The organism is Rhodanobacter sp. L36 (assembly GCF_009765755.1).
In the GTDB taxonomy this organism is placed as follows: domain Bacteria; phylum Pseudomonadota; class Gammaproteobacteria; order Xanthomonadales; family Rhodanobacteraceae; genus Rhodanobacter.
The window spans coordinates 464409-478351 of record NZ_LMUV01000011.1; the positions used below are offsets into that span (position 1 = coordinate 464409).

A 13943-nucleotide genomic window follows, 5' to 3' on the forward strand; every position below is an offset into this window, starting at 1 on the left:
CATCGATCTCGCGCCAACACTGGCGGTGTGAAGGCCACTGTGGCCTGGTGAGGGACACGCTGTGAAACGTAGAGACTTGCTGAAAGCGGCGATCGCCATTCCATTTCTTCCGGCCGTCCTGTCGGGCTCGTTGGCCTCGGCGTTCGCAGCGGGAATCCCATCGGGCACGTTTCGCCCGCGCGTGCGTCCGGGGCAGTCCGGTTGGCCACAGGATGCGCAATGGGAGGAACTGAGCCGCGACGTCGGCGGCCGGCTGATCAAGCCGGTGTCGCCGTTCGCCGGCGGCGCGTCGTCCGCGGCAACGGCAGAAGCGCTGCGACATCTGGACAACCCCTATTACATCGGCGACGAGCCGGCGCTGACCCAGACCAGCGGCTGGGCCGACGCCTGGACCTCGCAGCCCAGCGCGTACGCCGTGGTCGCCCATCACAGCGCGGACGTGGTCGCCGCAGTGAACTTTGCGCGCGAACATCATTTGCGGCTGGTGGTGAAGGGCGGTGGCCACAGTTACCAGGGCACATCCAACGCGCCGGATTCGTTGCTGGTGTGGACGCGCCACATGAACGACGTGACCTTGCACAACGCCTTCGTCGCGCAGGGTTGCGAAGGCTCGCACGCGCCGCAACCGGCGGTGACGATGGGCGCGGGCGCGATGTGGATCGATGCCTACGATGCCGTGACCACGCGCGGTGGACGCTACGTGCAGGGCGGTGGCTGCACCACGGTCGGCGTCGCCGGGCTGGTGCAGAGCGGCGGCTTCGGCAGCTTCTCGAAAAACTTCGGTATCGCGGCAGCCGGCCTGCTCGAAGCGGAGATTGTCACCGCCGATGGCGTGGTGCGGATTGCCAACGCGCGCACCAATCCGGAGTTGTTCTGGGGCATCAAGGGCGGTGGTGGCGGCAGCCTCGGCGTGGTCACGCGGCTCACCTTGCGCACGCACGAACTCCCCGAGAAATTCGGCGCGGCCTTTGGCGCGATCAAGGCGCTTTCCGATGAGGCGTATCGCGAACTGATCGCGCGAGCGATGGCGTTCTATCAGGACAAGCTGTTCAACAGGCACTGGGGCGAGCAATGGATATTCCAGTCCGACAATGTGCTGCGCATAGCCATGGTGTTTCAGGGCATCGACCAGGCGCAGGCGCAGGCGATATGGAAACCGTTTCTCGACTGGGTGCGTTCCAGCAGCGAGTACAGCATCGCGAAGGAGGTGAAGATTCTCGATTTGCCGGCGGAGCATTTCTGGGATGCCGACTTTTATCGCAAGTACGCGCCTTCCGCGATCGTTGAAGACGACCGTCCCGGCGCGCCGCGCGATCACATCGTCTGGTCCGGCGACCATGGTCAGGCAGGCTGGTTTCTGCATGCGTATGGATCGGCATGGATGCCTGCAACGCTGCTTGAAAAACATGCGCAGCCACGGCTGGTCGATGCGATATTTGCCGCCACGCGACAGTGGGAACTCGCGCTGCATTTCAACAAGGGCCTTGCGGGCGCGCCGGAAAGTGCGCTGGACGCATCACGCGACACTGCCATGAATCCCGACGTACTCGGCGCGTTCGCACTCGCCATGTGCGGCGCGGATGGTGCTCCCGCATTTGCAGGCATGCCTGGCCCCGGTGCGAATCTGCCCAAGGCGCGAGGCGAGGCCACCGGAGTGACCAGGGCGATGGAACAATTGTTGAAGGTCGCGCCGAATGCTGGCTCTTACGTTTCCGAAAGCAATTATTTCGAGCCGGCGTGGCAACGGTCGTTCTGGGGACCGAACTACCCGAGACTCGCCGCGGTGAAGCGCAAATACGATCCGTCGGGACTGTTCTTCGTTCATCACGGTGTAGGTAGTGAAGCGTGGAGCGCGGATGGATTCACGCCGCAGCGTTGAGTCCCATGTCGTGCGCGAACGATGATTTTTATTTGACGAAGTGTCGACATGGAGCATGGGATACGTCTGCGAAACCACAGCGCAGGAGTCCGTCATGCCCGAGAAGAAAACGCGCGCAGCAGCGGAGAAGGACAAGAAGCAAGGCAAGTCCGCCAGCACGCAGGCCGGCGAATACGTGCATGAGGAAATCGAGCATGTGCGCAAAGGCAAGCATGGCGCCAAGTCGGCGAAGCAGGCCATCGCGATCGGTCTTTCCAAGGCACGCCGCGCAGGCGTGAAGGCACCGGTAAAGAAGACCGCCAGCAAGTCCACGCGAAAGAAAGCCGCTTCCGACGAAGCCGCGTCGCACACGCACAAGAAGACGTCCGCCACGCGCTCGAAGGCGACCAGCAAGGCGTTGAAGAAGGAAGGTCATAGTGCCGCATCGAAGACTGCGCTTTCGCGTCAAGGCAAGAAGAGCGCAGCCAAACGCACCGCAAGTTCGAAATCCAGCGCTGCGAAAAAGGCGGCAAAGACCAAGGGTGCTGCGGGACGTTCGTCGGCTGCGAAGAAAGCGGCCAAGACGAGGGCTGAGAAGTGAGCGCGAATCGAGCGGACAAGTCTTCGAGCGCTGAAAAGAAGACGCCCAACTTGCGCACGCCGGTCAAGAAGAACGCGAAGTTCGAGCAGCAACTCGCCGACTCGCGTGACCACGACAAGCAAGTCGGCAAGCGCGACGTGACCTCGAAACCGGCGAAGCCGAAAACGAAGTGAATGTGGTCTGCGCGTTGTTTCGCATGCCTCAGGGCGCGCGAATCGCGCACGAGATCAAGGCACGACCGTTGATGCATCGCTGACGCGTTGTGCTTCCGGCGCGAGCGGTGTCGGCGATGACGATTCCGGTCGATCGAGGTAGTAGTAAACCGTGGCGGCCACGTCGTCGCTGCGATAGAAGTTGAGCCATCCATCGGGCGCCTTCGCGCCATCGATTTTCAGCATGGGCTCGTTATCGAGCAGCTTGATGAAATGCGCGCGGCCGCCACGGTCGAGCGTGACCGGCTTGATCGGCACGCCGGCTTTCATCAACGCCACTACTTTCGCGCGCGGGCCACCGCCGATCTGCTGCAGCCGTACCTCGCAAGCGTTGCTGAAGTACACCGGATCGGGAAGGTGGAAACGGTAGAACGACCAGTGGCCGGTCTTGAGATCGGCAACAGGCGCGCCCTGGTTGCGCTGGATGTAAGGCGCCAATCCGTAACCCGAGCCCGCGTAATCTTCGGTGCCGGTGCCGACCAGGGTCGGGTGGTCCCGGTCGCCGTCGAGGAAAATACGGACCTCGCCTTCGCCCCACCAGGTGTCCCGGTATGCGGAGTTGGTGATGACCGCGATGCTGGCGCCGAGATACCGACCGCGACCTTTGACCGGCGGCAGGATGCGAAAATCTTCGCCAAGTGTGGTCGGGTTTTGTCGATGCCAGTCGGCGTGGAAATACAACGCGTCCTCTGCAACTTTTTCGCGCGTGTAATCGACATCGTAGAAGACGGCGGCGAGGTCGACAGGCGAATCGTTGCTCAGCACCAGCCGCGCGCCATGACGGAATGGCATCGGCACGATGCTGTTGAACGAACGTCCTTCCGGACTGGAGAACAACGCGTTCTCGAACGGCTTGAGCCCATCGAGGTTTGCGCCGAAGAAGTCACCCAGCGGCACGGATACAGCCGGTGTCTTCGCATCGTCCCAGAAGATTTCCAGTCGCAGCGCGCGGAGCATGCGCGGCGATCGATCGCTGATCGTCATCCAGATGCGACGGATCACACCGGCGCCGTCGATGCGGCCCAGTTCCAGCGACTGGCCGGCTGCGATGGAATCGAAGGCATGTCCCTTGGCGCCGCGGTTCTCCAGCGCGCCCCGGCCCGGCGCGGCGGTGCGGTTCTCCGGACTGATCCAGCGCGGCGACTGATCGCGATAGTCGTACAGCGACTGCGCGCATAGGGTGGGAGCCAACAAAAAAAGCCAGACGGCGTGGCGGGGTTTCATGTCATGCACATCCCATGGAGCGGAGCGGGCTTGTCGAGGCGAATTCCCATCGCCGAACGGATGGACCTTGTCAGACGTCGGGGCCAGCTGCAACGCATCGATCAGTGCGCCCCACGAGGTTTTGATGCACGCAACGGGCGGTTGCCGGGTCGTGTCACTTTCAGGCGCTTTGTGCTCGCGGACGCAAAGCGGGCCGCGCGGAAACTGCCCTGACGATACCGGTGTTCTTCGCCACAGGGGCTCGCGAGCGCCGACACACGCCGGATTTCCATTGGCCTGCAACTTGCTTTCATGTCTGATGGACTAGAGGGGGTGGACATGGCTGCACGGAGCGTCGGGCGCCGGCTGTTGATCGTGGGGTGCATATTTTTTCTGGCGGCTGCTGCGCAAGCGGCGGAGATTCGCGTCCGCGTGGACGACGGCGCTGGCGCGCCGGTCGCCGACGCAGTGCTGTCGCTGAACCGGGTAGGCGGTACGCCGACGACGCCGAGGAAAGCCTCGGCCACGATGGATCAACACGACCTGCGGTTCGCGCCTTTCGTGTTGCCAGTCCAGGCCGGCACCACGGTGACTTTTCCGAACAGCGACAACGTGCGGCATCAGGTCTACTCGTTCTCCGCGAGCAAGCGTTTTCAGCTGAGCCTGTATACCGGCAACCATGCATCGACGGTGTTGTTCGACCAACCCGGCATCGTCACGCTCGGCTGCAATATCCATGACTGGATGGTCGGCTATGTGGTCGTGCTCGACACGCCGTATTTCGCCAAGACCGCCGCGGATGGCAGCGCAAGTATCGCGAACCTGCCGGCCGGTGAGTACGTGGTGCATCTGTGGCATCCGCGCATCGAAGACGCGACGTCGCAGGTGGTCGAGCAACATCTGGTCGTGGCCGGCGCACCGCTGCAGCGCGATTTCCATTTGCATCTACGCGCGCCCGATCAGAGCAACATGCCGCCGGCGGGTCTGGAGATGGGCCTCGGGCATCGGATGCGTCCGCATGGAACTTAGATTCCGCACGCGCATGACGGTGTTGTTGCTGGCGCTGTTCGCGCTGGTGCAGATGTCGACCTTTCTCGCTTTCTATGTGGCCACGCGGCAAAGCGCCGTGTCGCAGGCGCAGACGCGGCTCGAATCCGGCGCGCGCGTGTTCACCAGCTTGATGGATGCGCGCGGCGCGCAACTGCTCGACGCCGTGCAGTTGATCACCAGCGACTTCGGATTTCGCCAGGCCGTGGCGACGGGTGACACGCCGACGATTCATTCCGTGCTCTACAACCAGGGACATCGTATCCAGGCCGATATCGTCGTGCTTTCCGATTTGCAGGGACATGTCGTTGCGAGCCTCGATGCGCGCGGTCAGCCGCTACACGTCGATAGCTGGACAACGCTTCTGCAACGCGCGGAACACGATCGGCAATGGTCGACCGTGAGCATGATCGATGGCCGTCCATACCAATTGGTGATCGTGCCGGTAAAGGCGCCGACGGATATTGCGTGGCTCGGCATGGGTTTCGCGCTGGATGAAAAACTCGCGCGCAACCTCAAGGATCTGACGCGTCTCGAAGTGACCTTTGTCGCCAGAAAATCGCAGGGCGCGAGCTGGCTGCAATCGACCTTGCCGGCGATGAACGCCAATGAGGGTGCATCGCTGCTGAGCCTTGTTTCGACGACCAGCGTATCCGGCGCGCCGGTGTTGTTTCGCGTCGGGCCGGCGGATTACTTCACGTTGTGGCAGCCGCTGAAAGGCAGCGACACCGGGCAACTCGGCGCAGTGCTGCAGTTTTCCCGGGAAGGTGCGCTGTCTGCATACAAGTCGCTCGAACGCGAACTCGTGTTGATCGCCGTGTTGTCGCTGATCGCATCGCTGGCGGGTGGCTTGTGGTTGTCGCGCCACGTCACGCGACCGGTTTCGCGGCTCGCAGTAGCCGTGCGGCGCATCGAACAGGGGAATTACGACACCGATGTCGGGGTGGATCGCGAAGACGAACTCGGCGATCTGGCGGACAGTTTCAACCGCATGCAGCGCGGTATCGCACAGCGGGAACAGCAGATCGCGCATCAGGCGCATCACGACAGCCTGACCTCGCTACCCAATCGCGCGAGCCTGCAGGAACGACTGGATCAGGCGATCGAGAACGCAAAAGCGAATGGCCACACGTTGGCGGTGTTGATGCTCGACATCGACCGTTTCAAGGAAATCAACGACACCATGGGCCACGCGATCGGTGATCGCGTTCTCATCGAAATGGGCCGTCGCCTGCGCGAAAGTCTCGACATCGGCGACATGCTTGCGCGTTTCGGCGGCGACGAATTCGTGGTGTTGATCGAAGGACGCGTCGGTGCCGAGCTCGATAGGGCAGCGGAAGCGCTCTGCCAGGCCGCGACGTTGCCGATCCGTATCGACGCGATGGAACTCTTCCTCGACACCAGCCTGGGCATGGCGATTTATCCGCAACACGGAGCCACGGCCGAGGAACTGTTGCGGCGTGCCGACATCGCGATGTACGACGCCAAGCAGTCGCACCTGCGCATGCAGATCTACCAGCCCGGACGCGATGCGATGCATCTGTACCGGTTGTCGCTGGTCAACGACTTGCGTCGCGCGATACCCAACGGCGAGCTGGAGCTTTACTACCAGCCCAAACTCAATCTGCTCACCCGACGCGTGGACCACGTCGAGGCGCTGGTGCGCTGGAATCATCCGCAGCACGGCCTGATTCCTCCGATGGAGTTCGTGCCGCTGGCGGAATATTCCGGAATCATCCGCATGCTGACCGACTGGGTGATGCACGAGGTCATCCGCCAGTGTGCGGCGTGGTCGGATCAGGATCTCGAAATCGGCGTGGCGTTGAACCTGTCGGCGATGGATCTGAGCTGCGGTGAATTGCCGGAAGTGCTCAACGGTTACCTTGCCAAGTACGCGGTCGATCCATCGCGGCTGATTCTCGAAGTGACCGAGACCGCGGTGATGCGCGATGCGGTGTATGCGCTTGAGGTCCTCAATCGCCTGCGTGATTGCGGCGTGCAACTGGCCATCGACGATTTCGGCACTGGCTATTCCTCGCTGTCGCATCTCAAGCGGTTGCCGGTGAACGAGTTGAAGATCGACAAGTCGTTCGTGCTCAGCATGGCCGAGGACAGCGACGACGCGGTGATCGTTCGTTCCACCATCGAACTGGCGCACAACATGGGGCTGAAGGTGGTGGCCGAAGGCGTGGAAGATACGCGCACGCTCGACATGCTGCATGGCTATCACTGCGACGTGGCGCAGGGTTTCCTGATCAGCCGTCCGTTGCCGGAAAAAGAAGCCACGCGATGGCTGCAACGGTCGCAGAACGTGCCATTCGAAGCCTGTGACTGGGACGAAGAGCTCAGCGAAGCGTGAGTCCGACATGATCGCGAATTCTGTCAACCCATCGTCCGCGAACGTGTGTATGCGTTGGGCTATCGCATTTTTCTTCATCGCGATCGCGCACGCTGCACGCGCTGGCGATGGCCGTTTGATCGCCACCGGGGGCGCCACCGAAGTCGAAGGTTCGGCAGGTGGCGGATTGGTGCCGTGGGCGGTGCTCGCCGGTTATGGCACGCGCGACGAAATCGGTGGCAGCGTGTTCCGCACGCAGTTGCAGCTGCCGGACTATCGGCTGGATGCTTACGGCGGCGCATTCACCATCGACAACCGCGTCGAATTTTCGCTGGCACGAGATCGTTTCGATCTCGGCACGCTGGGCAAGGCGATCGGCATGCCCGGCGCCGCCTTGAGGCAAAACGTGATGGGCGTGAAAGTGCGACTGGCCGGCGACCTCGTTTACGGCGATCTGCCGCAGATAAGCATCGGCGCGCAGTACAAGCACGATCTTGACTTCAGCATTCCCAAGCTCGTCGGTGCGCGGCACGATTCCGGAACGGACGTCTATATCACGGCGACGCATCTGGAGCTGGCGGCGCTTGATGGATACGATTTGTTGTGGAACCTCACCGTGCGTTCGAGCAACGCGAACCAGTTTGGCCTGCTCGGATTCGGCGGGGATCGCGGTGATCGCCGCTGGCTGGCCGAAGGCTCGGTGGCGATGCTGTTCGATCCACATTGGGCCGCCGGCGTGGAGTATCGGCAGAAGCCGGATCATCTGAGCTTTGCTCGCGAAGACAATGCCGCCGACGTTTTTCTGGCGTGGTTCGCGAACAAGCATGTGGCCGTGATCGGTTCCTGGGTGGAACTGGGTTCCATTGCCGGACTGGCTCGACAAAGAGGCGCGTATCTCTCGTTGCAGGGGAGTTTCTGAGATGACAGGGCGAACGATCGTTTTCATTTTTTCGATACTGGCGCTGTCGGCATGCGCGCCCACCGTGCGAGCGCCGGCCACTCTCTACGATCAACTCGGTGGCAACGCCGGCATTGCAAGGCTGACCGATGCGGCGATCGATCAATACGCTGCCGATCCTCGCGTGGCGCCGATGTTCGACCACGTTGATATCGGCCGGTTTCGTCGCGTATTCGCCGAATACATCTGCGTGGTGAGCGATGGGCCCTGCCGTTACACCGGCGCCAGCATGGCCGATGCCCATCGCGGCATGAATTTGCACGAAGGCCAGTTCAACGCGATCGTGGAAGACCTCACGGCAGCGATGACCTCGGTGCATGTTTCCGTGCCGACACAGAACCGCCTGATCAAGCGGTTGGCGAAAGTTCGCACGGACGTCCTCTACAAGTAATTCGTCACTGCTGCGGCATACGCGGCAATGGCATGATCGACTTCCACGACGCAGGAAGTCCGCGAATGAACGTGCTGCTGTTTGGCGCCACCGGAATGGTCGGGCAGGGCGCTTTGCGCGAATGCCTGCTGGCCGACGATGTATCACGCGTTCTGGCTGTCGGGCGCACGGAAACCGGCCAGTCGCATCCCAAATTGCAGGAGCTGCTGCATGGCGACTTGTTCGAATACTCAAGTGTCGAGGCGCAGCTGACGGGATTCGACGCGTGCTTTTTCTGCATCGGCGTCACGTCGTCAGGTATGGACGAGGCGCAGTACACACGGCTCACCTATGAGCTCACGCTGGCCGCCGCAACGACGCTGGCGCGACTGAATCCGCACATGACGTTCGTTTATGTATCCGGTGCCGGCGCGGACAGCAGCGAGCAAGGCAAGACCATGTGGGCACGTGTACGCGGGCGCACCGAGAACGCGCTGCGCCGACTCCCGTTCAAGGCGGTTTACATCCTGCGTCTCGGCATCATCCAGCCGCTGCACGGCATCCGATCAAAGACGGGGTCCTATCGCGTGTTCTACGCGCTATCCGGATTTTTGCTGCCGTTGCTGCGTGTGTTGATGCCGAACGTCGTGCTGAGCACTGAGATCGTTGGTCGCGCGATGTTGAACCTGGTGCGGCATGGCGCGTCGAAAACGGTGCTCGAAGCAGCGGACATCAGCCCGGCTGGACGTTCAACGACAGGCTAGTCGTGATCCGCAGCTCCCGCCGACATCGAAGACGGCTGCGCTTGCCATGTGTCGCGCGGCGTCGAAATGTGAAGGCGGGTCTGACGATCATGGCGAATGTGACGGCGGAACTCATCCGCTCATTGCCGGGAGCCGCATGCGCCGGGCATCTGGCGATACACGTGCATATATAAGTGCGTATAAGCGCGACGCAGCCACACACGGGTTGCGGTCAATCACTTCCGTGCACGAGCCTGTGCTTTGAATGCGGCTGCATGGGTTCCCACGACCTTCGAATCCGACGCTGGCGGACGCTCGAAGTGTCGGCCAGGTTCCGTTCTGGCGCGGCGGAAGTGGCGTTTGTCACTTCGGCGGGCATATAGTTGACTGCACGGTTCACTAGTGGCAGATATGGCGCCCGAACGGAAGCGTATGGCTTTCGGGGTGAAGGCGCGGAATCGTTCACCCAGCAGGTGGAGGTTGAAGCTCGCGCCGCATTGCGTGAGAGGGGGCAGAGTCGTCGCGGTACACGGACGTAGGATTTCGAACCCGATCTCGCGTGAACCGAGCTGGTTTTCGATGGGATGGTTCTGCGCTGCCCGCCCATTCGAAAGATCCGGCGTCACAGCTCGCGAGATGCCGCGCCTGCGCATCAAGATGGTTTGGCCGTCCAAACACGCGACAGCCCCGGCTGGCGCGAAGGACCAACAGCCGGCCGTTCGACGCAACCATCAAAGCCATTCTCGAATTCAGAGTTTTTCGGCACCGCATGCGGTGCTGATTACCACCGGAGACAGCAGCGGTCTGTTCCGGGCGAGCAAAAGCAGTAAACCACCCGAGTGCCCAACCCCTAGGAGAAACACATGCACAGCCATTTCGAACGTACCGGCCCCCTGACCGAAATCACCAGCTACCCGCAGTGGGCGCAAGACATGGTCGCCGACTGCCAGGCCACCAAGCAAAGCGTCATCGACCACAGTCTGTGGGAGCGGATGAGCAACGGCACGCTCGGTCACGAAGGCACCGTCAATTTCATGGTGGGCATCTGGCCGGTGATCGAGCGCTTTCCGGCCTATATGGCGCAGAGCCTGCTGAAGACCCAGTTCGGCCGCAGCGAAGGCGATAACCTCGCCCGCCGCTGGCTGGTGCGCAACATTCGCGTGGAACAGAACCACGCCGAGTACTGGCTCAACTGGGCCGAAGCGGCGGGCATCCCGCGCGAGGAAGTGCTGCAGGGCGTGCCGCCGCGCGGCACCGAAACGCTGGCCAACTGGTGCGAGGACGTGAGCAGCCGCGACACGCTGGCTGCCAGTATCGCCGCGACCAACTATGCGGTCGAAGGCGCCACAGGCGAGTGGTCGCAGCTGATCTACGAGAACCAGAACTACGTGGAAAGCTTCCCTTCGAAGATTCGTCCCGGTGCCTTGCGTTGGCTGCAGCTTCACGCCGCGTATGACGATACTCATCCGTGGGAGGCCCTGGAGATAGTCTGTACACTCATGGGAACAGCACCGGCGGCCGATGAAGTGGCCCATATCGGTGAGTGCATCAAGCGCAGTTACACCAGTATGCGGATACTCGCGGATCGCTGTGTGACGCCGCATCGCGTACTGGAAGCCATGGACGAAGTAGCTGCCTGAAACAACGGTCGAGCAAGGGGCTCATCTAGACGCTGATGCGTCCAACGTGAGAAAAGGACCCAATGCGTACATCGACGATCACCTTGCAGCAACCGTTGTCGCGACGTTTGATGCCGCTGGCGTACGCGCTTGTCGGCATGGTGGGGTTGATCCTTGCACTGACCTGGGGCGCTCTGCAGGTTCAGGTCGCTCTCGCCGGTTTCCTCAACGGCGAGAGCGTCTGGTCCAAGGCACAGAAGCAGACCGTGATCGATCTGGATGCCTACGCCGCCAAGGGTGACCCGGCGGCGCTGGCCAGTTACAAGTTCAACTACGGCCTGCTGATGGCCGATCACTGGGTGCGTGACCAGACCGCGTCCGGCAACTACGACTACGACGCCGTGGTACAGGCACTGCACCAGAGCAGAACGGTCACCATCGCCATTCCCGGCGTGATCTTCATGCTGCATCACTTCTCCACCGCGCCTTACATGAAGGACGCCCTGTCGGCCTGGCGTTCCACCGACAGCTCGATCGACGAGATGAACATCATCGCCATCCAGCTTCAGGCGAGCTATGCCAAGGGCGGCATGACGAACGAAGAAGTATTGCGTCAGCGCGAGCGCATCAGCGCGATCAACAGTTACATCGAGCCGCGCGCCAAACTGTTTTCGCGCCAGATCGCCGACGGCGCGGTATGGCTCGGACAGGTGCTGTTCGGCGGCGTACTCACCGCGGCGTCCATGGCGGCGTTGCTCTGGTTGGGCATGGCGCGGCGCATCCTGGCCAGCGTGCGCGGCACCGAGGAACGTTATCGGCTGCTGTTCGACAGCGCTGCCGATGCCATCGTGATGGTCGACGAAAGCACCGGCCGCATTCTCGACGTCAACCGGATGACCGCAACATGGACGGGACGCAGCGCGGATGACCTCATCGGCGATCGCTTCGTCCATCTCTTCAAGCAATCGTTGTCCGGACATCAGGAAGGCCGCGCGGCGAGCAACCTTCTGCTCGGCGAAGCAGGCGCCAGCCGGCCGGTGGAAACCCAGACCAGCGTGGCGCGCTGGGGCAATCAGCCCGTACGGCAGGCGATCATTCGCGACATTTCCGAGCGCGTGGCGATGGAGCACGAGCGCCGTGTGGCAGCCGAGGCGCTGGCAAGCATTGCCGAAGGCGTCATCATTGCCGATGCGGATCGTCGGGTGATTTCCACCAACGCAGCGCACACCGAAATCACCGGTTTCAGCACGCAGGACCTGCACGGCAGACGGCTGGACAGCACGCGCACGATGCCCGATGGCTCGCTGCTATCCAAGGCGGTGTGGACCAAAATCGCTGCGGGTCAAAACTGGGTCGGCGAAGTAGTCAGCACGCGAGCCGACGGCAGCAGCTATCCGGAACACATCAGCCTCAGCACCATTCGTGATCGCGAGAACCAGGTGCTGTATTACGTCGCCGTATTCACAAACATCCACGACGCCAAGGTCCATCAACGCAGCCTGGAACATCTCGCGCGCCACGATCCGTTGACCGGCCTGGTCAACCGCGCGGAGTTCGAGCGGCATTGTGCCGAAGCGATTGCGATATCCGAACGCGAGCGATTGGCGACTGTCGTGCTGTTCATAGATCTGGACGCCTTCAAGATCGTCAACGACAGCTACAGCCACGCGATCGGTGATCGCTTGCTGGTCAAGGTAGCCGAACGCATCACCCGGCAACTGGCCGATGGCGATGTCGCCGGTCGCATCGGTGGCGATGAATTCACGGTGCTGATCCGCCGCATCAGCCTGCGCGAGGACGCGCGGGCGATCGTCAATCGCCTGCTCGCGACGTTGTCCGAACCGATCGTGGTCGACGATTACGAAATCGTGTTGAGCGCGAGCATCGGCGTGGCGGGTTATCCGCTGGACGGTGCGGACGCACCTTCGCTCATAGCCAACGCGGATGCGGCGATGTACGCGGCGAAGACCGAGGAGCGCAACGCGTTTCGTTTCTATACGCCGATGATGCATGCCAATACGCGCAGGCGTTTGCAGCTGGCTACAGAATTGCGACAGGCGCTGATTCGCGACGAGTTTCACTTGGTCTATCAGCCCAGCGTCGAATTGCGCAGCGGTCGCATCGTCGCGGTTGAAGCGCTGTTGCGCTGGCGTCATCCGGAACGTGGCGAAGTGCTGCCGGCAGAATTCATTCCGGTCGCGGAAGGCCTCGGCATGATCCGTCGCATCGACGAGTGGGTGATGCAGGCGGCGTGCGCGCAGATTCAGGCGTGGGATCTCGCCGGTGTTCCGCCAATTCGCGTAGCGGTCAACGTGTCGGCAAGATGGTTTGGTCATCCGGCTTTCGTCGACTCGGTGAGCCGCACACTGCAGTCGCGCCAGCTCGGCGCAAACCGCTTGCTGTTGGAGATCACCGAGAGCGCGATGCTTCGACTCGGCGACGACACCGAGCGCACGATGCAGACCCTGCACGCGCTGGGCATCGAAGTGGCGATCGACGATTTCGGCACGGGGTATTCGTCGATGGCGTACCTGAAGCTGCCGGCAGTCGCCTATCTTAAAATCGATCGCTCGTTCGTGACCGGCTTGCCGGGCGATGCAAACGACGTGGCCATTACGGAAGCCATGCTCGCGATGTCAAAAAGCCTCGGGCTCAGCACGATCGCCGAAGGCATCGAGACCGAAGCGCAGCACGAATTCCTGTTGCGTGCGGGCTGCGTCGAAGGGCAGGGATACCTGTATTCCTATCCGCTCGACGCACCGAAGATCGAGCGCCTGTTGTGTCCGAGCCATCCGCAGATACCGACACGGCTTCGTCTGGTACCGCCCAAGCGCAACTGAGGTTGCGTTCTTTTTTGGGTGTTCCCGGCGTGTCGAAGTTCGGCTCGACCGCGATTCGTACGGAGGTCACGCAGCTGGCCGGTCGATAACGCAGGTCAGCTGTGAATCAAGGCCGATGCGCTGAGAGACACTTCGGCTTTTTCGTTTTCGCGAA

General features: G+C 62.0%; 11 protein-coding genes. 10 read left to right on the forward strand and 1 reads right to left on the reverse strand.

Going from position 1 to position 13943, the window contains the following annotated elements; genetic code table 11:
- Positions 1-61: 61 nt before the first annotated feature.
- The 3 genes from GSQ73_RS11820 (at position 62) to GSQ73_RS11830 (ending at position 2632) form a co-directional block, all read left to right on the forward strand.
- Positions 62-1879 carry an FAD-dependent oxidoreductase gene (locus GSQ73_RS11820; protein WP_158884231.1) on the forward strand — a complete coding sequence of 606 codons (1818 nt, stop codon included), beginning with the start codon at positions 62-64 and terminating at the stop codon, positions 1877-1879.
- 94 nt (positions 1880-1973) lie between these two features.
- The gene (locus GSQ73_RS11825; protein WP_158884233.1) at positions 1974-2459 is read left to right on the forward strand and encodes a DUF6496 domain-containing protein; all 486 of its coding nucleotides are present in this window, start codon (positions 1974-1976) and stop codon (positions 2457-2459) included.
- Positions 2456-2632: a hypothetical protein gene (locus tag GSQ73_RS11830; protein ID WP_158884235.1), complete on the forward strand. Its 177-nt coding sequence runs from the start codon at positions 2456-2458 to the stop codon at positions 2630-2632. The genes GSQ73_RS11825 and GSQ73_RS11830 overlap by 4 nt, the downstream gene beginning before the upstream one ends.
- A 54-nt stretch (positions 2633-2686) precedes the next feature.
- Here the strand turns inward: GSQ73_RS11830 and GSQ73_RS11835 are convergent, their stop codons facing one another.
- Complete coding sequence (locus GSQ73_RS11835) at positions 2687-3895, reverse strand: glycoside hydrolase family 172 protein (RefSeq protein WP_158884237.1); 1209 nt, start codon at positions 3893-3895, stop codon at positions 2687-2689.
- A gap of 318 nt (positions 3896-4213) precedes the next feature.
- On the opposite strand from GSQ73_RS11835, the gene GSQ73_RS11840 reads away from it, so the two are divergent.
- From GSQ73_RS11840 to GSQ73_RS11870, 7 genes are all read left to right on the forward strand, one after another.
- On the forward strand, positions 4214-4903 hold the full coding sequence (locus GSQ73_RS11840) for a methylamine utilization protein (RefSeq protein ID WP_254063396.1): 690 nt from the start codon (positions 4214-4216) through the stop codon (positions 4901-4903).
- Positions 4893-7280, forward strand: coding sequence for an EAL domain-containing protein (locus tag GSQ73_RS11845; protein ID WP_158884239.1), 2388 nt, complete (start codon positions 4893-4895; stop codon positions 7278-7280). Before GSQ73_RS11840 ends, GSQ73_RS11845 begins: the two co-directional genes overlap by 11 nt.
- A gap of 7 nt (positions 7281-7287) precedes the next feature.
- Entirely contained in the window at positions 7288-8178 is an 891-nt protein-coding gene (locus tag GSQ73_RS11850; RefSeq protein WP_254063397.1) for a DUF3034 family protein, read from the forward strand.
- 1 nt (position 8179) lies between these two features.
- Positions 8180-8608 (forward strand): group 1 truncated hemoglobin, encoded by a 429-nt coding sequence (locus GSQ73_RS11855; protein WP_158884241.1) that lies wholly within the window; start codon positions 8180-8182, stop codon positions 8606-8608.
- A 65-nt stretch (positions 8609-8673) separates the two neighbouring features.
- Positions 8674-9351, forward strand: coding sequence for an NAD(P)H-binding protein (locus GSQ73_RS11860; protein ID WP_158884243.1), 678 nt, complete (start codon positions 8674-8676; stop codon positions 9349-9351).
- Positions 9352-10193: 842 nt separating this feature from the next.
- Entirely contained in the window at positions 10194-10970 is a 777-nt protein-coding gene (locus tag GSQ73_RS11865; RefSeq protein WP_158884245.1) for an iron-containing redox enzyme family protein, read from the forward strand.
- A gap of 62 nt (positions 10971-11032) precedes the next feature.
- Positions 11033-13789 carry an EAL domain-containing protein gene (locus tag GSQ73_RS11870; RefSeq protein WP_254063398.1) on the forward strand — a complete coding sequence of 919 codons (2757 nt, stop codon included), beginning with the start codon at positions 11033-11035 and terminating at the stop codon, positions 13787-13789.
- The last annotated feature ends 154 nt before the right edge of the window (positions 13790-13943 follow it).

Bases quoted from the DNA above. Each gene is read 5' to 3' on its own strand.
- GSQ73_RS11825 (WP_158884233.1), top strand. From the start codon at position 1,974: ATGCCCGAGAAGAAAACGCGCGCAGCAGCGGAGAAGGACAAGAAGCAA.
- GSQ73_RS11835 (WP_158884237.1), bottom strand. From the start codon at position 3,895: ATGAAACCCCGCCACGCCGTCTGGCTTTTTTTGTTGGCTCCCACCCTA.
- GSQ73_RS11840 (WP_254063396.1), top strand. From the start codon at position 4,214: ATGGCTGCACGGAGCGTCGGGCGCCGGCTGTTGATCGTGGGGTGCATA.
- GSQ73_RS11845 (WP_158884239.1), top strand. From the start codon at position 4,893: ATGGAACTTAGATTCCGCACGCGCATGACGGTGTTGTTGCTGGCGCTG.
- GSQ73_RS11850 (WP_254063397.1), top strand. From the start codon at position 7,288: ATGATCGCGAATTCTGTCAACCCATCGTCCGCGAACGTGTGTATGCGT.
- GSQ73_RS11855 (WP_158884241.1), top strand. From the start codon at position 8,180: ATGACAGGGCGAACGATCGTTTTCATTTTTTCGATACTGGCGCTGTCG.
- GSQ73_RS11860 (WP_158884243.1), top strand. From the start codon at position 8,674: ATGAACGTGCTGCTGTTTGGCGCCACCGGAATGGTCGGGCAGGGCGCT.
- GSQ73_RS11865 (WP_158884245.1), top strand. From the start codon at position 10,194: ATGCACAGCCATTTCGAACGTACCGGCCCCCTGACCGAAATCACCAGC.
- GSQ73_RS11870 (WP_254063398.1), top strand. From the start codon at position 11,033: ATGCGTACATCGACGATCACCTTGCAGCAACCGTTGTCGCGACGTTTG.